Annotated in this window: 16 protein-coding genes, 1 tRNA gene and 1 pseudogene; 13 read left to right on the forward strand and 5 right to left on the reverse strand. The window is 67.8% G+C overall.

Going from position 1 to position 21,352, the window contains the following annotated elements:
• The first annotated feature begins 64 nt into the window (after nucleotides 1-64).
• Nucleotides 65-2,020, forward strand: coding sequence for an MFS transporter (locus EAS64_RS30590; RefSeq protein WP_222849728.1), 1,956 nt, complete (start codon nucleotides 65-67; stop codon nucleotides 2,018-2,020).
• Between the two features lie 59 nt (nucleotides 2,021-2,079).
• Here the strand turns inward: EAS64_RS30590 and EAS64_RS30595 are convergent, their stop codons facing one another.
• Together EAS64_RS30595 and melA are read right to left on the reverse strand one after the other, a co-directional pair.
• The gene (locus tag EAS64_RS30595) at nucleotides 2,080-3,822 is read right to left on the reverse strand and encodes an endo alpha-1,4 polygalactosaminidase (RefSeq protein ID WP_187366285.1); all 1,743 of its coding nucleotides are present in this window, start codon (nucleotides 3,820-3,822) and stop codon (nucleotides 2,080-2,082) included.
• A gap of 77 nt (nucleotides 3,823-3,899) precedes the next feature.
• The gene (melA, locus tag EAS64_RS30600) at nucleotides 3,900-5,201 is read right to left on the reverse strand and encodes an alpha-galactosidase (protein WP_145858674.1); all 1,302 of its coding nucleotides are present in this window, start codon (nucleotides 5,199-5,201) and stop codon (nucleotides 3,900-3,902) included.
• Nucleotides 5,202-5,312: 111 nt separating this feature from the next.
• On the opposite strand from melA, the gene EAS64_RS30605 reads away from it, so the two are divergent.
• From EAS64_RS30605 to EAS64_RS30640, 8 genes are all read left to right on the forward strand, one after another.
• Nucleotides 5,313-6,635: an ABC transporter substrate-binding protein gene (locus EAS64_RS30605; RefSeq protein WP_222849729.1), complete on the forward strand. Its 1,323-nt coding sequence runs from the start codon at nucleotides 5,313-5,315 to the stop codon at nucleotides 6,633-6,635.
• A 2-nt stretch (nucleotides 6,636-6,637) separates the two neighbouring features.
• On the forward strand, nucleotides 6,638-7,579 hold the full coding sequence (locus EAS64_RS30610) for a carbohydrate ABC transporter permease (RefSeq protein ID WP_222849730.1): 942 nt from the start codon (nucleotides 6,638-6,640) through the stop codon (nucleotides 7,577-7,579).
• Nucleotides 7,576-8,493 carry a carbohydrate ABC transporter permease gene (locus EAS64_RS30615; protein ID WP_145858676.1) on the forward strand — a complete coding sequence of 306 codons (918 nt, stop codon included), beginning with the start codon at nucleotides 7,576-7,578 and terminating at the stop codon, nucleotides 8,491-8,493. Before EAS64_RS30610 ends, EAS64_RS30615 begins: the two co-directional genes overlap by 4 nt.
• Before the next feature lie 77 nt (nucleotides 8,494-8,570).
• A complete protein-coding gene (locus EAS64_RS30620) occupies nucleotides 8,571-9,497 on the forward strand; it encodes an SIS domain-containing protein (protein WP_246115925.1) in 927 nt (308 codons plus the stop codon).
• Nucleotides 9,494-10,498 (forward strand): 1-phosphofructokinase family hexose kinase, encoded by a 1,005-nt coding sequence (locus EAS64_RS30625; RefSeq protein ID WP_145858678.1) that lies wholly within the window; start codon nucleotides 9,494-9,496, stop codon nucleotides 10,496-10,498. The genes EAS64_RS30620 and EAS64_RS30625 overlap by 4 nt, the downstream gene beginning before the upstream one ends.
• The gene (locus EAS64_RS30630) at nucleotides 10,498-11,424 is read left to right on the forward strand and encodes a class II fructose-bisphosphate aldolase (RefSeq protein ID WP_145858680.1); all 927 of its coding nucleotides are present in this window, start codon (nucleotides 10,498-10,500) and stop codon (nucleotides 11,422-11,424) included. Before EAS64_RS30625 ends, EAS64_RS30630 begins: the two co-directional genes overlap by 1 nt.
• On the forward strand, nucleotides 11,399-12,184 hold the full coding sequence (locus EAS64_RS30635; protein WP_145858681.1) for a DeoR/GlpR family DNA-binding transcription regulator: 786 nt from the start codon (nucleotides 11,399-11,401) through the stop codon (nucleotides 12,182-12,184). The genes EAS64_RS30630 and EAS64_RS30635 overlap by 26 nt, the downstream gene beginning before the upstream one ends.
• Nucleotides 12,171-13,388: a carbohydrate kinase family protein gene (locus tag EAS64_RS30640; protein WP_145858683.1), complete on the forward strand. Its 1,218-nt coding sequence runs from the start codon at nucleotides 12,171-12,173 to the stop codon at nucleotides 13,386-13,388. Before EAS64_RS30635 ends, EAS64_RS30640 begins: the two co-directional genes overlap by 14 nt.
• A 494-nt stretch (nucleotides 13,389-13,882) precedes the next feature.
• On the opposite strand, the gene EAS64_RS30645 is transcribed toward EAS64_RS30640, so the two are convergent.
• The gene (locus EAS64_RS30645; protein ID WP_145858685.1) at nucleotides 13,883-14,386 is read right to left on the reverse strand and encodes a SigE family RNA polymerase sigma factor; all 504 of its coding nucleotides are present in this window, start codon (nucleotides 14,384-14,386) and stop codon (nucleotides 13,883-13,885) included.
• A gap of 587 nt (nucleotides 14,387-14,973) precedes the next feature.
• Between EAS64_RS30645 and EAS64_RS30650 the strand changes: the two genes are divergently transcribed.
• Nucleotides 14,974-15,046, forward strand: a tRNA-Arg gene (locus tag EAS64_RS30650).
• Between the two features lie 192 nt (nucleotides 15,047-15,238).
• On the opposite strand, the gene EAS64_RS30655 is transcribed toward EAS64_RS30650, so the two are convergent.
• Together EAS64_RS30655 and EAS64_RS46245 are read right to left on the reverse strand one after the other, a co-directional pair.
• Nucleotides 15,239-16,753, reverse strand: a complete 1,515-nt coding sequence (locus EAS64_RS30655) for an IS1634 family transposase (protein WP_145858686.1) — start codon at nucleotides 16,751-16,753, stop codon at nucleotides 15,239-15,241.
• A gap of 352 nt (nucleotides 16,754-17,105) precedes the next feature.
• Nucleotides 17,106-18,044 (reverse strand): pentapeptide repeat-containing protein, encoded by a 939-nt coding sequence (locus EAS64_RS46245; RefSeq protein WP_145858688.1) that lies wholly within the window; start codon nucleotides 18,042-18,044, stop codon nucleotides 17,106-17,108.
• A gap of 164 nt (nucleotides 18,045-18,208) precedes the next feature.
• On the opposite strand from EAS64_RS46245, the gene EAS64_RS30665 reads away from it, so the two are divergent.
• The 3 genes and pseudogenes from EAS64_RS30665 to EAS64_RS30675 form a co-directional block, all read left to right on the forward strand.
• Nucleotides 18,209-18,967 carry a transposase family protein gene (locus EAS64_RS30665; RefSeq protein WP_145852752.1) on the forward strand — a complete coding sequence of 253 codons (759 nt, stop codon included), beginning with the start codon at nucleotides 18,209-18,211 and terminating at the stop codon, nucleotides 18,965-18,967.
• Nucleotides 18,968-19,831: 864 nt separating this feature from the next.
• On the forward strand, nucleotides 19,832-20,299 hold the full coding sequence (locus EAS64_RS30670) for a hypothetical protein (RefSeq protein ID WP_145858690.1): 468 nt from the start codon (nucleotides 19,832-19,834) through the stop codon (nucleotides 20,297-20,299).
• Nucleotides 20,281-21,181: pseudogene (locus tag EAS64_RS30675) on the forward strand (IS630 family transposase); the annotation flags it as partial. The gene EAS64_RS30670 and the pseudogene EAS64_RS30675, both read left to right, overlap by 19 nt.
• Nucleotides 21,182-21,352: the final 171 nt, after the last annotated feature.

Genomic DNA, 21,352 nt, shown 5'->3' on the forward strand with positions numbered 1-21,352 from the left:
ACCAGGAATAATCCAGGGTCTCTGGAACCGACAACTACCTCATTACCCCGACACGCGAAACCGCATGTGGTACTTGGCCATCGTGGTTGCCGCGACAATCGTTCTCTACTACGAGCTCTACATTGGCGGGGCGGTATCGCCGAAGATCCTGACCGGCTACGGCATGACCTTCCCGTTCTACGTTTACATCAGCGTGGTGGGCAACGCGGTCGGCGCGTTCGGCTCGCTACTGGCCGGCCTCGGCGACCGCTGGGGCAGGGCGAACCTCACCGCCTACGGTTTGGTGCTAACCGCTCTGCTCGCCCTCTTCGGAATCCCCAACGCCGGCGACAAGTGGTCGTTCGCCATCCTGTCCGTCATTATCGGCCTCGTCGAGGGCGTCATCCTCGTCGCCACCCCGGCCCTGGTCAGGGACTTCTCCCCGCAGCTCGGTCGGGCCTCGGCGATGGGCTTCTGGACCCTCGGCCCGGTCATCGGCAGCCTTGTGGTCGCCGTGGTTTCCACCAACACGGTCAACCACCTGGGCGCCTGGCAGGACCAGTACATCATCTGCGGCGTCGTCGGGCTCATCGTCGGCGTGGTCGCGCTGTTCGGTCTCAGGGAGCTGTCGCCGCAGTTGCGCGACCAGCTGATGGTGTCAATGCACGACCGGGCGCTCATCGAGGCGAAGGCCCGCGGCATCAACGTCGAGGAGGCGATGGGGCGCAGCCACTGGCGGCAGATGATTCGCCCCGATATCGTCGGGTCCGCGTTCGCGATCTCCGTGTTCCTGCTCATCTACTACGCGGCGGTCGGGTTCTTCACCATCTACTTCACGACCATCTTCGGGTACTCGCTGTCGAAGGCCAACAGCATCGGTAACTGGTTCTGGGCGTTCGACGCAGGGGTGTTGATCATCACCGGGATCATTTCCGACCGGTTCCGGGTCCGCAAACCATTCATGGTGATCGGCGGGATCGGCGCCATCGTGATGACGATCGTCTTCGCCAACCTGGGCTCCACGACCTCGTACGGGACGATCGTGGCGGTCATCAGCGTCCTCGCGGCGTTCCTCGCCATCGCGTACGCGCCGTGGATGGCCAGCTTCACTGAGACGATCGAGAAGCACAACCCGGCGCTGATCGCGACGGGGCTGGCCGTGTGGGGCTGGATCATCCGCGTCGTGGTCGCGCTCTCCGCGCTGTTCGTGCCGATAGTTGTCGGCTCGATAACGCCGGTGATCACCTACGGCGCCCAGGTTCAGGCCTACGCGACCCAGTACGCCGCCCCGCTGGCCTTCGCCCAGGCCCACCCGGACGTGGTCGCCGACGCGCAGAAGGTCCCGCCGTCGGTGATCGCCACCGCTACGGCCATTCCGCCCAACGTGACGGCTACCGCGGCCAAGATCCCGGCCAACGTGATCGCCACCGCCACCACCTACAGCACCCAGCTGGCAAACGCGCAGAAGTTCCAGCCGGAACTGGCCGTGATCCAGGCCAACCCGGCGCTGTTCGCCAAGCTGCAGGCCGATCCCACTAACAAGGCCCTGCAGGCGCAGGCCGTCGCCGCCCTGGGCGGCGGGGCCAAGGGCGCCGCCGCGCTCGCCACGATCGGCGCCAACGCGGCCGCGATCGCCGGCGTCATCGCGGTGGGCCCGCAGCTGCAGACGGTCGCGCCGTACGCGGCCGACCTGCAGACCATCGCACCGTACTCGGCGCAGCTGAAGACGATCGCACCGTACTCGGCCGAGCTGACCGCCATGGCCCCGTACAGCGCGCAGCTGACGGCGCTGTCCAAGGTGCCGGCGGCGGCGCTCACTTACCTCCAGGAGCACGGCACCCAGGTCCAGACCGCGGCCGCGGCCGAGCCTGGCCAGTGGAAGAACTGGTGGTGGGTCTGCGTCGGCGGCGAGATCCTCTTCCTGCCCTTCATCTTCATGATGACCGGCCGGTGGAGCCCGCGTAAGGCCAAGCAGGACGCGGACGAGCACGAGGCCAAGGTCGCGGCGGAGCTCGCCGCCCTCGAGAAGGCCAACGCCTAACACCTGTCCCAACCCCCAACCCACTCGCGCCAGCCGCGGCACCGACGCCGCGGCTGGCGCTAGTGTTTGCGGAACTGGCCCGGGCAGGTGTCGAAGGTGCGCCCGTCCAGGTTCGACTCGAAGAGCACCGCGGTGAAACCGTAGGGCGGCGCGTACACGGACTTGCAGAAGGTTTCGAACTCGCGGGCCCCCGGGCAGGTACGCCCGGGAGCGCACACGTAACCGTCATCGGTGTACTCGGCCTCGCCCACCCACTTGCCCGTCGGCTGGTGCGTGGTCACGTCCGTGGTGAAATCGTCCCAGCCGCAGGGGGTGCCGCCGTGCAGGCCGGTGCAGGTGATCCCGTACTGGCTGCTGCCCGCGAGCTGCGCGGCGAAGCAGGCCTTCGACAGGTAGCACTCCTCGACCACCGCGCCGTCGGTGTACTCGCGCCCCCATGACGACAGGTAGGGGGAGTTCTTCCACAGCGCGGTCATCCCGTCCCTGTGGATCTCGTTGAACGCGTAGGCGAGATAGTTCTCCACGTCGCCGGGTGTGAGATGGAAGCCGGTGGTGGACGGTGGGTCGAATCCGTCGATGTCGTCGAGCTCGACCGCGTCGAACCCCATGGCCGCGCACATGCCGACCCGCGTGTCCAGCATAGGCTTGAGCGCGTCGAGCTGCCGGAAATCGACCCAGCGCTCCGCCGGGTAGCCGTAGTAGACGAGGCCGAGGGCCGACGCGGGGAAGTACTTGCCGGGGCTCGCGTCCAGCCGGTAGTTCTCCCAGGCGAGGTCCAGGTAGCAGACGGTACGCGGGTGCGGCAGGGTGGCCGCCTGCCAGCTGGTCTTGATCGCGGTGACCTCGGCCCTGGTGGTGAGGAAGCCGTCGATGTCGTAGATGTCGACGGCCTTGCCGCCGGTGCGCTGCAGCGCGGTGACCCGGCCGATCTGCCAGTCCCAGCGCATGGGCCGGCCCTTGCTGTCCAGGTGCGGCGCGTACCAGCAGCCGCCCCGCCGCGAGCTGCGGCAGGCGGCCGGGGCCGCCATGGAAACCACATGCCAGGAGTAACGGATGGTGGTTCCACCGGCCTGGTTCGCCGTGCGTACCTGCACCCGGTGCGGGCCGACCGCGAGCTTGCCCGTGTAGAGCACGCGACTTGACGGCATGGATCGCCAGCCGCCGTCGTCGACCCGGTAGGTCAGGGTGACCGGACCGTCCGCGCTGTTCGCGTGCGGTCCGGTCACCTGGAAGTACTCCTCCGTTGAGGCGGTCTTCCGCTCGGGTGTGCCGTTGACGAATGCGGTCACCGGCGCCTTGCCGTGGGAGTAGGCGTGCACGGCGGTGGTCGAGGTCCTGGTCACCGAGCGGGTGATGGTGGAGAAGTCGGCGGACGGCTGCCCCGAAGGCACCACGACCTCAGTTGCCGTCTCCGTGACGCGCAGCACCCGCCCGGTGTCCGCGTGCCCGACGACGTAATCGCGTGCGGCGAAGGGGGTGGCGGTGGAGTCCGCCGCGGTCCTGCACTGCTTACCGCCGGATGCGCAGCTCTGCCAGGTGTACCCGACCGCGAAGCTGACTAGCTTCAGCCCGTGCGGCAGCGCGGGGGCCCGCCAGCTCAGGCCGGCCGCCACGACGGTCGCACCGTCGCGGAACGGCCCGCTGATGCGCAGCGCGCCCCGGTGCACGGGAGCCGGGATGCTCCCCGCCGCGGCGTGCGCCGCCACTGTCAGGGGAGGCGCGGGAGCGGCCAGCGACGCCGGGGCGAAAACCCCGGCGGCCAGTGCCGCCAGGGACAGCGCCAGCAGGCAGGGCGCCGCCATGGCGGCGGCCCGGGTAGGACGCGTCGCCCGCGTCCGAGTCTGGGTAACGGGTACGGTCCTGCGCCGGGCCATGGCGATCAGCCGCGCAAGGCCGGCGGCATCAGATGCCGGTGTGCGTCGAGCAGCTCGTCGCACATGGCGACCGTCTGCGCGGTGGTGAGCGTGGCGGCCGTGTTCGGGTCGAGCAGCGCCGCCTGGTAGACGTGATCACGCGATCCGTCGAGCGCGGCGCGCACGGTCAGCTCAACCACGTTGAGGAAGGTCCTGTTGAGCGCGGCGAGCTGCGGCGGCAGCGCGCCGACGGACACCGGCTTGGGCCCGCCCGCGCCGATAAGGCACGGCACCTCGACGCAGCACTCGTCGGGCAGGCTGGAGATCAGGCCGCCGTTGCGGATGTTCACGTGCAGCTCGCGCTCGGTCCCGGTCTCAAGCGAGTGGATGAACTGCGAGGCGAGCTCGTTCTCGACCGTGAGCTCAAGCGGCTCGTCCCCGGCCAGCTGCCGTTCCAGCGACTCCAGCTCGCGCAGGTTCTCCTCGGAGCGCTCCAGGTAGTCGCCGACAAAGATGCGGAACTGGTCGATCTGGTCGTCGTGGTGCATGAACCACGGCACGTACTCGGCCGAGTGCTCGCTCGACTCGGTGGGGAAGTAGCCGAACCTGCGGTAGATCTCGACCCTGACCCGCCGCTGCAGCTCGGGCGAAGACGCGATGACCTCGGCGAGCCTGGGATACAGCGACTCGCCGTCCTGCTCGAAGCGGAGCACGAACGCCTGGTGGTTGAACCCCGCGGTGGTGAAGCGCACCCGCTCCGGGTCGGCGCCCACGAGCTGCGTCAGGAAGGCCTGGGTGTCGCGGACCGAGTGGCACAGACCGTATACCCGCTCGAACCCGGCGCCCTCGTACGCGGCCCAGGGCAGCATCGCCATCGGGTTGCTGTAGCTGAGCAGGTAGGCGTCCGGGCACACCTCATTCATGTCCCGCGCCAGGTCGACCACGACGGGAATGGTGCGCAGGCCGCGGAAGATCCCGCCGATGCCCAGGGTGTCACCGATCGTCTGGCGCAGCCCGTACTTGGCGGGGATGTCGAAGTCGGCGCGGGTGGCCGTGTACCCGCCGACCTGCACCTCGTTGATCACGTAGGTGGCCCCGGCGAGCGCGGTGCGGCGGTCCTGGGTGGTGGTCACCGTGGCCTGCGCGCCGGTCTGCGCGGATATCCTGCGCACCAGCCGTTCGGCGTGCGCCAGCCGCTCGGCGCTGATGTCGTAGAGGACGAAGTGCAGTCCACCGCGGAACTCGGGGTAGCTGCACAGGTCGGTGGTCACGTTACGGGTGAACTCGACGCTTCCAGCGCCAATGAAGGCCAGCTTAATCACGCTCATTAGTGTTCCATGGCGACCACTTTCTTGCAAGATCTTGCATCTTGTCCTGGTTTGCCTGCACAATACTGCTCAATTGGTGAGCGGTGAGTGCATCTTCGAGCGGAGTGCGACATGACCAGCGCAAGGAAAAGGCGTGGAGCCCTGGTAGGGGTGCTCACCGCGATGACAGCGACATCACTAGCGGTCGCGGGCTGCGGTACAGACGCCAATGGCGGCGGGTCGTCATCGACCGGGTCCGCTTCCAGCACGATCCAGATCTGGGAGGGCTACACCGACACGGAGGCCAAGGAGTTCGCGCACCTGGTCTCCGAGTACGAGGCGCAGCATCCCGGGCAGAAGGTAGACACGCTGTTCGTCAACAACGACGACACGCTGCAGAAGGTGCTGACCGCGGTGAAGGGCGGCAGTCCGCCCGACATCGCCTACCTCTACGGCTCGTGGGCGCCCAACGTCGCCCAGATCCCCCAGGTAGTGAACCTGACTCAGGTGGTGCAGAAGTCCGGCGTCAACTGGAACGACTTTTACGTCGGCGAGCGCGACGTGGCCAGCGTCAACGGCAAGGTGATCGGCATCCCGGCGCTGGTGGACAACCTGGCCGTGGTCTACAACAAGAAGCTGTTCGCCAAGGCCGGCCTGGCGCTGCCCACCGCGAACTGGACCTGGCAGGACTTCGCCAACGACGCGCAGAAGCTCACCGACTCGTCGGTCAAGCAGTACGGCACCGCCTACGTCACCCCCGGCACCGAGGACACCGTCTGGCACTGGGAGTCACTCCTCTGGGAGGCGGGCGGCAGCCTGCTGACGGCCGACAATAAGCAGGCGGCGTTCAACTCCGCGGCAGGTCTCCAGTCGCTTCAGACGCTGCAGACCATGGCCGTCACCGACAAGTCCATGTACCTGGACCCGACGGACTCCGCCTACGGCAACCTCTTCAACTCGGGCAAGATCGGGATGCTGGTCACCGGGCCGTGGGACCTGGGCTCGTTCCCCAACGTGGACTACGGGGTGCAGGTCATGCCGTCCTACCCGGGCACGAGCGCTGGCCACCAGACCATCTCAGGGCCTGACAACTGGGTCGTATTCAACAACGGGAGCGGCCAGGTGAGCGCGGCCGAGCAGTTCCTGCTCTGGCTCACCGCCCCGGCCCAGGTCAAGGCCTTCTCGCTGGCAACCGGTGACCTGCCGACCCGGCAGTCGGTGGCTGACGCGTCCGGCTTCGACACCCAGATGAACAAGATGCTGCCCGGGGTGAGCACATTCATCTCCAACCTTGGCAACGTTAAGCAGGCACGCCCGCAGATCGCCACCTACCCGCAGGTGTCCAAAGTTCTCGGCAACATGGTCGTGTCCGTCCTGCTCGGGAAGGCCACGCCGCAGGCAGCCCTGGCATCCGCGGCCAGCCAGGTCAACGCCGCCCTGGCGGCGGGGAGCTGAGCGTGGCAGCTAACTCGGTTGCCCGGGCCGGCGTGCGCCGGCCCGGGCGCGCCGGCCTGGTGCGCAGGGCGCTTGACTCCGAACAGTTCAACGGCTGGGCGTTCGTGACGCCGGGCGTCGCGCTCATCCTGCTGTTCGGCGCGGTGCCGATCGTCTGGTCGGCGGTGACTTCGTTTCAGAAGTCCACGCTGCTCGGGTCGTCGACTCCGTTCGTTGGCCTGAGCAACTACCGGCAGATGGTGCACGACCCGATCGTGGCGCAGGCGATACAGCACACGCTGATCTACACGGCGATCTTCGTCCCGGGGACCATGATCGTCGGGCTGTTCCTCGCCGTCGCGATGAACAGGAAGATCCGCTTCATCTCGTTCTACCGGACCGCCGCCTACGCGACGATGGCGATCTCCACGATCAGCGAGGCCATCGTCTTCATCTGGCTGTTCGACCCCTCGTACGGAATCGTGAACTACGTCTTCGACAAAGTCGGCCTGCCGCAGCAGCAGTTCCTCAACTCACCGTCAGAGGCCCTGTACGTGATCGCGGTGATGACCATCTGGGGCTGGACCGGCTTCGCCGTGGTGGTCTACCTCGCCGCGCTCCAGGGTGTACCGCAGACGCTGCTTGAGGCGGCCGCGATCGACGGCTGCGGCCCGTGGCGGACGTTCCGCAAGGTGACGCTGCCGCTGCTCAGCCCGGCCTCGCTGTTCCTCGCGGTATGGCTCACCATCAACGCGCTGCAGCTCTTCGACGAGGTGTACCTCAGTACCCAGGGCGGCCCGCTGAACGCAACCACCGTCCTCGTCTACTACCTGTACGAGCAGGCCTTCCAGAATTTCAACTTCGGCTACGCGTCCGCCATCGCCTACTTCCTGTTCCTCATAACCATCGTGATCACCGTCATCCAGTTCTGGGCTGGCCGGCGGTTCACGTACTACCGGTCATGAGCGCGACCTCCGCGCCTGCGCGCGGCGACACCCTGTCCGCGGCCAGCGGCGCCATCCCTGCTGCCAGGCGCAGGCGGCGGCTGCCGTTCAGTCCCTGGCACCTGGTGCTGATCCCGGCCTCGGTGGCGCTTCTCTTCCCGTTCGCCTGGCTGCTCATCACCTCCGTGGAGACCTCGCCGGAGGCGCTGCACTTCCCGCCGATCCTCATCCCGCACACGATCAGGTTCGCCAACTACTCCGACGCGCTGTCAAGCGCGCCGTTCGTACACTGGCTGCTCAACAGCGCCGTCGTGGCAGTGGTCACGGTGCTCTGCAACCTGGTGCTCTGCACGCTGGCTGGGTACGCCTTCGCCCGGTTCCGGTTCCTCGGCCGCACGGCCCTGTTCGCGGTGATCATGGCGACGCTCATGGTGCCGTTCCAGGTGACGATGATTCCGTGGTTCGTCATCACCAAATGGCTGGGCGTGCACGTCCTGGCCGGGGTTGGCATCAACCATATTGGCGCGCTGATCCTGCCCAACGCGGCGACCGCCTTCGGTGTCTTCTTCATGCGGCAGTTCTTCCGTACCCTGCCGCTGGAGTACGAGGAGTCGGCCCGGGTGGACGGGGCGAGCAGGCTCACCGTGCTGATCAGGATCGTGCTGCCGCTTGCGACACCGCCGCTCGCCACGCTGGCGGCGCTGACGTTCCTCGACTCGTGGAACAACTTCCTGTGGCCGCTGATCGCCGTCACGTCGACCAACCAGATGACGCTGCCGCTTGGCCTGGCCACCTTCCAGGGAGCGCACGCCACCAACTGGCCTCTGCTGATGGCGGGCAACGTGATGAGCCTGATCCCCATGCTGGTCGTCTTCTTCGTCGCCCAGCGGTACTTCATCAGGTCAGTCGCCGCGACGGGGCTCGCCGGGACGTGAGCCACGCGGCGAGACAGGCACGGGGAAATGCGCACAAGCAAGAGGAGATCGATTCAGTGATGGGCAAGGAGGCCTCAGTGACGCAGGAGCAGGCAGCGGCGGGCGTTCGCACGGAGCAGGAGATCGCCTCGCAGCCGGACTGCTGGCGCCGCGCCGCCGGACTGGCCGGGGACGTGGCGGGACTGCTGCCCGCTCGCGGTGAGCGTGTCGCGGTCGTCGGCTGCGGCACCTCGTGGTTCATCGCGCAGTCCTACGCGGCGGCCAGGGAGGAATCAGGTCAGGGGGAAACCGACGCGTTTACCGCCTCGGAGATGCCGCTCGGCCGGCGCTACGACCGCACGCTGTTCCTTTCCAGGTCTGGCACCACCACGGAAATCAAGGAAGCAGCCGAACGGGTGCGTGGTGCCAGTCCCACCGTCGCGATCACCACCGATGCGCAGACCCCGGTAGGCCTCGCCGTGGACGAGGTGATCGAGCTCGCCTTCGCCGACGAAGAGTCGGTCGTGCAGACCCGGTTCGCGACCACCGAACTGGCCTTCCTCCGCGCGCACCTCGGCGTCGACATCGAGCCGTCGGCACGGGCAGCCGAGCGGGTGCTCGCCGAGCCGCTCCCCGCCGAGCTGCTCGCCGCACGCCAGTTCACCTTCCTCGGCACCGGCTGGACCTACGGCCTGGCCAACGAGGCGGCGCTGAAGCTGCGCGAGGCGGCGGGGATGTGGACCGAGTCCTATCCCGCCATGGAGTACCGGCACGGCCCGGCGGCGGTGACCGGCGAGGGCAGCGTCGTCTGGCTGTTCGGTCAGCCGCCCGCGGGTCTCGCCGACGACATCACGCTGGCCGGCGGACTCGCCTGGGGGGCCGACGAGGACCCGATGGCCGCGCTTGTCCGGGTGCACCTGGTCGCCCTCGCGAAGGCGCGGGCGGCGGGCCTCGACCCGGACCGGCCGCGGAACCTGACCCGTTCGGTGATCCTCGCGGCCGCGGAGCCGGGCCGGACATCATGATCCTTGTCGTCTGCCTCAATCCCGCGCTCGACATCACCCACCATGTGGAGAGCGTGGACTGGGCGGGAGTGAACCGGCCGACCGCCGTGTATGCCCGCCCCGGTGGCAAGGGGACGAACGTCGCGAGAAACCTGCACTCGTTCGGTATCGATGTCTTGTTGACCGGTCTGGTCGGCGGCACCACCGGTAACGCGGTTGGGGCGGGGCTGCGCCGGCTCGGCGTGCCCGCGGCGTTCGCGCCGGCCGGCGGTGAGACCAGGCGCACCTTCACGGTGGTCGACGGCGGTGGCGCCGTCGCGCTGTTCAACGAGCCGGGCCCGCAGGTCAGCGCCGCCGAGTTCAAGCGGTTCCGCGCCGATTACGACGCGGCGCTGGCGGGCGCCTCGGTTGTCGTGCTGTCCGGCAGCCTGCCGCCCGGGCTGTCATCTGCCGCCTATGCCGAGCTGATCGCGGCGGCCGCCGCGGCTGGCGTGCCCGCGGTGCTCGACACCTCGGGCGACCCGCTGCGCGCCGGGGTGGCCGCCGGCCCGGCCATCGTCAAGCCGAACATCGACGAGCTCGCGGCGCTGGCGGGGACGTCACTGCGCACGGCCGACGGCGCGCCGGACCTTTCCGCGGTGACGTCGGCCGCAGCCGGGCTGCGGGACGCAGGCGCGCGGTCGGTCGTGGTCTCCCTCGGCCGCGACGGCCTGCTCGCCGTGACGGATGAGGGCTGCTGGCTGGCGCACCCGCCAGCCGTGGTTGGCGGCAATGCGACGGGCGCGGGCGACGCGGCGACCGCGGGCGTGGCGCGCGGACTGCTGCTCGGCCAGCCATGGCCCGCGCGTCTCGCGCATGCCGCCGCCCTTGGCGCGGCGGCCGTCGCCGCGCCGGTGGCCGGGGAGTTCAGTCACGCGCACTACGAGAACGGGGTGGATTTGGTGACGGTGGACAGGTACGCGGTGCCCGATTACCCGGCGGGCGAGCGGGCTGTTGGCGCGTTGCTGGACGGAGACCGCTGATGGCGCTTGCCGCGATGGACGACATCATCGGTCCTGCGCGCGCCGCGGGCCGCGGGGTCGGCGCGTTCAACGTCATCGGCATCGAGCACGCGGAGGCGATCGTCGCGGGCGCCGAGGCCGCGGCCGCCCCGGTGGTGCTGCAGATCAGCGAGAACTGCGTCGCCTACCACCGCGGGCTCGCCCCGATCGCCTCGGCGTGCCTGGCCATCGCTCGCGGCGCCGCGGTGCCCGCCGCCGTGCACCTCGACCACGCCGCCGACGTGGCGCTTGTTGAGGCGGCGGCCGAGATCGGCATCGGCTCGGTCATGTTCGACGCGTCCCGGCTCCCTTACGCGGAGAACGTCCGCGCCACGGCCGAGGTCGCCAGTTCGTGTCACCGGCGCGGCATCTGGGTCGAGGCGGAACTCGGCGAGATCGGCGGCAAGGACGGAGTGCACTCGCCGCTCGCCCGTACCGATCCTGGCGAAGCGGCGCAGTACGTCGCGGCGACCGGGGTGGACGCGCTGGCGGTCGCCGTCGGCAGCTCACACGCCATGGCGACCCGCGACGCGGTGCTCGACCTTTCCCTTATCGCGCGGCTGCGCGAAGCGGTCGACGTCCCGCTGGTGCTGCACGGCTCGTCCGGCGTCCCCGACCCGGTGCTGGCCGCGGCCGTCAGCGCGGGGATGACCAAGATCAACATCGCGACCCAGCTGAACAAGATGTTCACCGCCGCGGTGCGGCTTTTCTTGTCGGCAGAGCCCGCGGCGTCAGATCCTAGGAAGTACGGTGCGGCGGGACGCGACGCGGTCGCCGCGGAAGTAACCAGGCTGCTCCGCTTGCTTGGGACGGTAAATAATTCAGCTGCTGCCGGCGTGCGCGAGCCGGCAGGCAACACGGGTGCGCGGGCAGGAGGCGCTGGTGAGCCGTTATCGCCGGTGGAATGACCTGCTGGAGCTGCTTGCCACGGCGGGCCAGCTTCAGGTGGAGGAGGCGGCGGCCGCGCTGAACGTCTCCGCGGCCACCGTCCGCAGGGACTTCGATGAGCTGGCTGCCCAGCAGATGCTCACCAGGATCCGGGGCGGGGCCGTCGCCCAGGGGGTCAACTACGACCTGCCGCTGCGCTACAAGTCGGAGCGGCATCCATCCGAGAAGCAGCGCATCGGGGAACTCGCGGCCGGCATGGTCCGGCCCGGGCAGGTGGTCGGACTCAACGGCGGCACCACGACCACCGAGGTGGCTCGCGCCCTGGCGACCCGCTCCGACCTGTCTTCCGGTACCCCGACGCCGGCCATCACCGTGGTCACCAACGCGCTGAACATCGCGACCGAGCTGGCCGTCAGGCAGCACATCAAGATCGTGGCCACCGGCGGCGTGGCGCGGCCGCAGTCCTACGAGCTGACCGGGCCGCTTGCCACTGGCGTGCTCGAGCAGGTCACGCTCGACATCGCGTTCCTCGGCGTGGACGGAATCGACGCGGTGGCCGGGGCAACCGCGCACCACGAGGGAGAGGCGAACATCAACCGGCTGATGGGCCGTCAGGCCGGCAAGGTCATCATCGTCGCCGACAGCTCCAAGGTGGGACGGCGCGCGTTCGCACGGATCTGCGGCCCCGGCGAGGTCGACGCCCTGGTCACCGACGCTGGGATCGCCGACGAGGACCTGAACGTGCTCAAGGCAGCGGGGATCGACGTTGTCGTCGCGTGACTTCGACTTGGTCGTGATCGGCGACTGCAATCCCGACGTGCTCGTGCTCGGCTCGGACGTGACGCCCGCGTTCGGGCAGCAGGAGAAGCTGGTCGAGAGGATGTCCCTGGAGATCGGCGGGTCCGCCTCGATCACCGCCGTCGCCGCCGTCAGGCTAGGCCTGCGGGTCGCGCTCGTCGCGGCCGTCGGGCCCGACGCGGCGGGCACCTTCATGCTCGACGCGCTGGCCAGGGAGGGCGTCGACGTTTCCGCCGTGGTCGTCCGCGAGGGCATGGCCACCGGCATGACAGTGGCGCTGTCGCGGGGCGGCGACCGCGCCATCCTGACCGCGCTCGGCGCGATGGACACGCTGACCGCTGCCGACATCCCCGCCGGTCTGCTCAACCGGTGCCGGCACGTGCACGTGAGTTCCTACTTCCTGCTCGCGGACTCACTCGGTCCCGGGCTCGCCGCCGTCTTGTCCGACGCCCGCGCGGCGGGCGCGACCACGTCGCTCGACACCAACTGGGACCCAGCGGAACGGTGGCGCGACGAGCGGCTGTCCGCGGCGATCGCGCAGGCTGACCTGCTGCTGCCGAACGAGGCGGAGGCGCTCGCGCTGAGTTCCTGTTCTTCTGTCTCGTCGGCGGCGCTCAGTTTGCTGGCGCTCGGGCCCAAGGTGGCGGTGAAGCTTGGCGCGCGCGGCGTGCTCGTCGGCGTCGATCCTTCTTCGCTGCAACGGGTGTGCCTCCCGCCGGTGACGCCGGTGGACACGACCGGCGCGGGCGACTGCTTCAACGCCGGGCTGATCGCCGGGCTGCTGCGGGGGCTGCCGCTGCCCGAGGCCGCCGCGCTCGGCTGCGCGACGGGCGCGCTGTCGACCGGGGCGCTCGGCGGGACGACGGGCGCGCCCGGCCTGGGAAAGGCGGCGGACCTGGCCGCCAACGCGACGATCGGCGCCTTCGCGAATTTAGGGCGCATGATCACGGAACATTGGATCCTGGCGGAACTTTTCTCCCGGCACGGGGAGAAATCTTCCGTTGTAAGCCAAAGTTCCGTAATCACCGCCCTATTTGCTGCTCTAGTTCCGCAGGCAGACTGTCGTCGCCGTGACATAGCCGAATGCGGTCGGTCCCGGCACCTGCTTACCGTCGATGCCTATCCAGAGCGCGGCGCCGGACGGGATGTCAGATGGGCGCACAAACAACTCGAGCCCGTCCGGTGACGGCAGCCCAGTCTTGTTCGCCGACCGGACCACGTCGCCGCCCATCCGGTAGTCGCCGCCCTTCCACTCGTCGCACCCGGCCGGCGCGCCGAGCGAGTCGGTGACCACGACCCGGGCGCCGTCGGCCCGCAGCGTCGCCTGCAGGCCCGACGGATCCTGCAGCTGATGAATGGTGATCTTCAGCGTGCCGTTGTTCATCTTGGTAACGGTCCACGCCGCCAGCGTTGCCCGCGATGGCCTGGACGGGGTCTTCGCCGTCGCCCGCGGGGACGAGCCGGCCGTCGCGGCTGCCGGGGTGTGCGGCGCGGCCGCCGGGGCGGCCATCGTTACCGCGACCGCCGCGGCGGCGGCTGCGGTCACCGCGGTCGCGCCCGCGGCGACCATCCTCCGGCGAGCGCGGAACCTGTCACCGCGCGCCGCGAGCGTGCTCGCGGGAACCCGCATCCGCACGTTATCGAAGGAACCGCGGATCGCCTCGCGCAAGGCCTCGTCGTTCATCGTGATCTCTCCCTTTGTCCCGGGGTGTCGATTGCGGTTCGCAAGGCGGCCATGGCCTGGGAAAGCAGCGCACGGACGGTCCCCTGGGCGATCCCGAGGGTCCGTGCCGTCGTCGCGGTGTCCAGATCGAGGAAGACGCGCAGTGCCACAACTTGCCGTTGCCGTGGTGGAAGTGCCAGCACCGCCGCGTTCAGGTCCCACTCGATCCCCTGTTGCGCGGCGTCGACGGCCGGCTCCCAGCCGGTCAGGTCTGCCAGCGGCAGCTCTCGGCGCCGCCGCCGCCACACGGAAACGCCCTGGTTCAGTGCGGTGCGCACGATCCAGGCCCGCGGCGCCGGATGATGTGCGACCCGGCCCCACGACGCCCACGCCCTGGCGAATGCCTCAGCGACCAGATCCTCGGCCCGGTGCAGGTCTCCGATACACGCGAAGACCGTGCGCAGGCAGTCATCCTTGGCGGCTGCGTAGAACGCCTCGAACTCCAGCTGACTCTGACCCATGCCACTCCTACGCCCGGCACGCCCGGTTCGCTTAGCTACTACGCGAGCCGGGCCGGCAAGGTTGCCGGCGTGCGCCGGCTGGGTGGGCAGCCAATTTAACGGTATTTATACATAACGAACGCGGCCGTCTATTTTTAACACCCAATGAATCTAATGGCTTGAGCGACACGGGTGGCGGCTTATCATCGATCGTTCAGCACAGGATCGAAGTTCCTCGATATGCTCGCCTGGCCATTCGGCGTTTCACGGGGCCCAAGACTTCAAGTAATCGGACGGACCGTGCATATTCAACGAATCATTCCCAAATGGAGGGAACTGGAGATTTCGGGGAATTCTTAGACCCGCGGCCGCCGCCATAGCGGTGGCCGACGGGCACCACGGTGACCATCAAGGACACCGCACCAACGGCGGACCCCTACAACCTGGTCCTCGTCGAGATCCGTTAACGGCGGCCGCCAAGAAGGCACCCGATTAGGTGGGGCTGTCCCCGGTCCCGGCGACCCCGGGGCCGGGGACAGCCCTGCCCCCCGTTCGCTCAGGCTGGGCGCGCGCGGTGGCTGGAGTGTCGTAGACTGTGCTACGCGCCTGCGCTCGTAGCTCAACGGATAGAGCATTTGACTACGGATCAAAAGGTTGGGGGTTCGAGTCCCTCCGAGCGCGCCCAGGTCACAGGCCGGTTACCCGAGGGTAACCGGCCTCTTTCGCGCCAAGTACAGCAGGTTCAACCGCCCGGCGCGACGGCTAATCGTGGCCAGCCGACACATGGCCAGCCGGCACAGTTTGGCAGGTCACATCGAACGGCCTCCGGGTGCGAGGGTATGTAACCTGAGTTGGCTCAATTTAGTGCGCAGGTCAGCTGGCGTGGTTGATGGCGTCGAGGGCTTGGCGGAGGTCGTCGGGGAGCGGGTCGGCGGCGGTGATGACGTGCTGTCCGGCTTTGATCTCGATCTCGCGGTAGCGTCGTGCGGTCTTGACGAACTTCCTGATCGACCAGCCCGTTTGCGCCTCGGTCCAGCGGCCGACGGCGAGCGCGGCGAACACGATCGTCAGGTGGGCCTCGATGGAGTCGCGCTTGCGGTGGTAGATCGGCCTGGCCTGCAGGTCCGACTTCGACATCCTGAACGATTTTTCTATCTCGAAGAGCCGGTGGTATGACCCGATCACGAAGTCCGGGGTGACGGGCTCGCCGTCCGGGGTGGCGGCGAGGTTGGTCTTGTAGCCCTTGATCCCGGCTAGCGTCCGGGCTTTGTCCTCAAGGTCGCGGTTGACGCTCTTGACCGCTCCCTCGAGTTGGATGAACCTGTTCCGCTTGACCGGGGCCAGCCCGGCGACGGCCTTGGCGGCCTTGGCGACCTGCTCGTCGATGCCGTGCAGCGTCCGTCTGGCCCGGTCGGCCTTGTAGGTGTAGTAGATGACCTGGTCGCGGCGCTTGTCCTTCGGCCCGGCGGGCCATGGCTGGGCGAAGACGTGCCCGTCGGGGATCTCCTCGCCGGGATGCTCGCGCCGCCAGGCGTCCACCACGTAGGGGACGTCGGGCACCTTCATGCCCAGGATGAACGACAGGCCCGCCGCCTCGATGGCCTTCATGTTCGCGTCGGAGATCATCCCCGCGTCCGCGACGACCGTGACGTCGGGGAGCTGGTGGGCGGCCATGAACGCCTCGATGACCGGCAGCATCGTCTTCGTCTCGGCCCGGTTCCCCTCGAACGCGGAGACCATCAGCGGGAACCCGGCCTGGTCGGCCAGCAGGCCGATCGTGATCTGCGGCTCCAGGCGCCGTTCCTTGGAGAACCCGGACTCGCGGAACCCGTCGCCCCGGTCGGTCTCGAAGTAGAGCGTGGACACGTCGTAGAGGACCAGGCTGGCAGGCCCCAGGCGGGCGTGCGCGGCGCATGCCGCCGAGAGCCGCCGCCGCCAGGCCTCCTTGGCGTAGGCCGGCAGCCGCCGCTTGACCGTCGCGTACGACGGCGGCGCCACCCCGGCCTCCTCCAGCACCCGCAGCGAGTCGAGCTTGCTGGCCGGCTCGATGATCCGCGCCAGCACCAGCTGCCGGAACACCTCGTCGCCGCCGGCCGCGTCCTCCAGGCCCAGGACCCGGTAGCCGCAGTCGAGCGCGTCCAGCAGGTGACCCATCCGCGAGGACGTGATCGGCAGCGGCCCGGCCGGCCCCGCCGTCTCCAGTCCGAGGTCCAGCTCCAGCTGCCCGGCTGCGATCCGCCGGGCGGCGGCGGCCTTCAGCGCCTCCAGCTCGACGTCGTCGTGCGCAGACCCGATGTGCTCGATGCTTCGCGAGCCGCGCCGGGACGACCACACGATCTGCACCGCGGTCGCGCCCGACTTCGTCTTCACCGTCCGCACATACGGCACCCGCCCACCCTACGGTCCCGCGCACAGCCGCGCGGGCGAGACGGCAGCCCGCCGGGGCTCACCGGGAACCAGCCCCTTTCGCACGCTCCTGACCAGGGCCGGAACACCCCCATCAGGCAAAACAGCACGCCAGGACGAGAGCCGGGGTTAGTGCGCAAATCCGCTTACGAAAACCGGGGAACCTGCAGGTCAGCGCGACGCGCCTCCCGCGAACCTGCGAACGTGAGCCAAGTCAGGCCGGTTACCCGAGGGTAACCGGCCTCTTTCGCGCCAAGTACAGCAGGTTCAACCGCCCGGCGCGACGGCTAATCGTGGCCAGCCGACACATGGCCAGCCGGCACAGTTTGGCAGGTCACATCGAACGGCCTCCGGGTGCGAGGGTATGTAACGGTCTTCTCTCGCCTGCCGAACTCGGGGAGGCGTTCACGAGTCTGAGGCGGACGGTGCCGTCTGCCGACTCCGGATCATCGTCGGACGTCCAGCCCGTTGGAATGCTGGCGTTAGTGGGCCAGTGCGTGTCGGCGAGGTCAGCTTGGGTCAGATCCACTCCGCTCAGATTCGCTCCGCTCAGATTGGCGCCCTTGAGATCGGCGCCGCTGAGATCTGCGCCGCTGAGGTTCGCTTGGCTGAGGTTCGCACCGGCAAGTTTGGCGGAGATGAGTTTCGCCTCGGTGAGGTCTACCAAAAACAGGTTCGCGGAGGTGAGGTCTGCCAGAAACAGGTTCGCGGAGGTGAGGTTCGCGAGCAAGAGGACCGCGTCGGCGAGCTTCGCGTCGCTGAGGTTCGCGTTAGCGAGGTCCGCGCCCAAGAGGTCCACTCGGCGGATGTCATGTTCCGTGACGCGGCGACCGACGACAGTGAGAGCAGCCTGAACCTCGGGAAGCGGCCATCGTTCAGGCCTGGTGCCGTCTGCCGGCGTGCGGGAATGCTCGCGGATGAAGGTGGTAAGGACTTCCATCACGGTCGGGTGGTGCCGCGAGGAGTCCAGCGCGAGGGATTCCAGGGCGTAAATCCCGCCGATACGCACGTCGGAGTTCATCGAGCCGACCTGGTCCAGGGCTCTGCTGTAGCGGTCGGCGAATTGCGCTTCGAGTGTTGTCAACAGAGTCCGCTGAGTGTCCCGACTCGCCGCGTCGAGTGTCAGTTGGGTATCTCTGTGCGCTGCGTCGATGGTCGCCTGGTTCGCCTGGCGGGTGTTCCGGGCGCCTGTGATCGCCCCGGCTACCGTGCCCCCCACTCCGACGATGGCTGCCGCTGCACCGATCAACGCTGCCGCTACCGTAGGGTCCATACCGGGATATTATTGGCACGGCCAGTGAGCTGATTCCATCCTGGGTGTAATGGGTTCGTCACGATCTGGCGTAGGCGCGGCGTGTCGCTGCCGGGCATGAGGAAGCCCCCGGTAAGTGAGCTAGTCGACCAAAACTTGCTTCACTTCGACTACCAGGGGCTTCCGTGCTTTTCTACCGTGCTGCGCTGCCGTTGTCCCGTAAGACCCTTAACTTCGTGGCCGGGATCGTCCGCCGGCACCTGAAGGCGCTCGGGTCGCGGTGGCGGAAGCTGAACCCGGGGCAGCAGGCGCTGCTCGTGCTCGCCTACCTGCGCAAGGGCGAGACGTTCGCCGACCTCGCGGCCGGGTTCGGGATCGGCAGGACCACGGCTTGGCGGTACGTGAACGAGGTCGTGGAGCTCCTCGCGGCCAGGGCGCCGAAACTCCGGCAGGCAGTCCGCGATGCTAAAAGGGCAGGTCATGCCTACGTCATCCTCGACGGCACGCTTATCGCAATTGACCGTCTCGCCGCGGACCGGCCTTTCTACTCGGGCAAGCACAAGATGCACGGGATGAACCTGCAGGTCATCGCCAGTCCGGACGGGGACATCCTGTGGGTGTCCGGGGCGCTGCCCGGCTCGGTGCACGACAAGAAGGCCGAGTGGATCTGGGGCGTGCTCGACGAACTGGAGAAAGCCGGCCTGGTCACCCTCGCGGACAAGGGCTACCAAGGGAGTACCTGGGCAAAAGTCCCGTACAAGGGCCGGAACAAACCCGAACCGCAGAAAGCAGCCAACCGCGCACACGCGAAACTCCGCGCGCCCGGCGAGCGTGCGAATGCCCAGCTCAAGACGTGGAGGATCCTCCGCAAGCTCCGCTGCTGCCCCTGGCGCGCCGGGAAACTCGCCAAGGCCATTCACGTACTGCAGCTACGCGAGGCATAACCAGGTTGGAAACGGCTCAGTGTGTGCCTAGTGAGTCGACGAGCTTATGAAGTCGACCCTCACCGGCTCGTCGGTCACGCCCCAATCGTTGCTGGGGTGTCGCTGTCAATCCCGGGCTGTGTATGGAGTGCCCGCAGTACAGCAGAAAAGTACCGCAACACTGGGCGGAAATCGGCGGACACCGGCGGACTCTGGCGGACACATGGCTAGTGCTCAGAATAAAGTTTTCAAACGTTGATTCGGTGCGACTTCTTTTTTGCAACCAGAGGGTCACGGGTTTCGAGTCTCCTGAAGTCTCACTATGCGTCTTGGGTTGTGACGACTTTCTATGAGTATTTTCAAGGGCGCGCCTTCGGCACGCCATGCGCGGGCCGAGCCCGCGCAAATAGATCGAGAGCTGAAGACGCGAAGTGCCGGAGAGGAATGCGTGAGGGAGTGCGAGCTTGACCACCTGGTCCTCAGCGGGGAATGACGGGGGTCTGTTCCGCGCCCGGGGCGTCGGTCTGTCGCGCCCTGCCGCGCGGGAGCGCTCTGGGCGCGCCACCGACGCCGGGCGACTGGCCCCGCTTGCCTGAGTATGTGGTTGCTCGCCGTTACGCGGTCTCCGACACCGCGCTAAGTGTGATCGTGCGGGTGGCCCGTCCAACGGTGCCGAGGATTCTTTTACCGTTCAAGATCACAGTCAAGGGCGCGCCTCCGGCGCGTCGGTGCTCCGCACCGCAGACCCTTGAGCAGTGATCTTGCCCGGCAAACCCATTGGCACCTATCAGTTGGACGTGGCAGACTCGCGGTCTCAGTGACGAGGCTAGGGCAAACACAAAATCAGCCCATGCGGTGCGTCGTGACCCGTAGTTCAATGTAACCATGACATGGCAGCTGACAGCAGACTGGGCTTCCACCCTAGCAGCATTTCTATTGACTATCGGGACTGGCGCGCAGGCCCAAGCTAACTTGATCGAGTATCGAGACCTGCGCCAGGTCGCTTCTAAGGCGGCAAAGCAAGAGCTACGTAAGTGGTTCTACATTAATCTTTCGGAGACGAGGAAAAATCACGTTCACGCTGGACTTCTTTTGCCCGCTGTCGTGCTCGCATTGATCATTATTGCAATACTGCAAATGCCGCGAAGAATGATTAAACTGCAAGGCGTAGAAGAAGGTGGGAAAGAAGCTGCGCGTATCTTGCAAGTAGCTCGGCTGACAACTGTCTGGTTCATAATCTTTATAGGCTCGCTACTTGCGCTCGCTGCAACATGCATCCAATTGGCGCTAGTGTCCCGAGTCATTGAAGACTTTGCAGGTTGTAGGCTTGGCTTGTGCCGAGCCCGAAGCTGATTCCGCTGGTTCTGTCTGATGCTGAGCGCGTCGCTGGAGGCCTTGTCGCGCAAGCGGACGGCGTCGCAGTCGCTGGCCGGGCGGGCCCGGGTGATCCTGGCCTGCGCGGAGGAGGGCGGGGTGGCGCCGCTGACCCGGGTCGCCGCCAGGACCGGGCTGTCGCGGGAGTCGGTCCGCAAGTGGCGGGTCCGGTTCGTGGAGCGCCGGCTGGACGGCCTCGGCGACGCGCCGCGGCCCGGGGCAGCGCGGAAGATCACCGACGAGCAGGTCGAGGTGCTGGTCACGCGGACGCTGACGGAGAAGGGCCGCGGGCAGGACAGCCACTGGTCGACCCGGTCGATGGCCGCCGAGACCGGCCTGTCGCAGTCGTCGGTCTCGCGGATCTGGCGGGCGTTCGGCCTCAAGCCGCACGTCGTGGAGACCTGGAAGCTGAGCACCGACCCGGAGTTCATCGGCAAGGTCCGCGACGTCGTCGGCCTTTACATGTCGCCGCCGGAGAATGCCCTGGTCCTGTGCGTGGACGAGAAGTCGCAGATCCAGGCCCTGGACCGGACCGCGCCGTGCCTGCCGATGCTGCCGACGACCCCGGCCCGGATGACGCACGACTACGTGCGCAACGGCACGACCAGCCTGTTCGCCGCGCTTGACCTGGCCAGCGGCTCGGTGATCGCCCAGCCCTACCGCCGCCACCGCCACCAGGAGTTCCTGCGCTTCCTCAAGCTCATCGACACCGCCGTCCCCAACGGCCTGGAACTGCACCTGGTGCTGGACAACTACGCCACCCACAAGACGCCCGCGATCCACCAGTGGCTGCTGAAGCACCCGCGGTTCCACCTGCACTTCACCCCGACCAGCTCCAGCTGGATGAACCTCGTCGTGCGACACGAAGTCGCATGTAGATAGCGGTATTCGTCGAAGGAGGTTGACTGATGTCAACGGCGTAATACCTGGTCCAGTGCGCAAGGACCGTCCCTGCCCCGGCCTGCGTCATGGGTGACCGTGGGGTGCGAAGCCCGGGGAAGTGCCCAAGGGCTCCCGTTCCATCCGGGGGCC

Origin of the sequence: Trebonia kvetii (genome assembly GCF_007827045.1) — a bacterium.
GTDB classification, from domain to species: Bacteria; Actinomycetota; Actinomycetes; order Streptosporangiales; family Streptosporangiaceae; genus Trebonia; species Trebonia kvetii.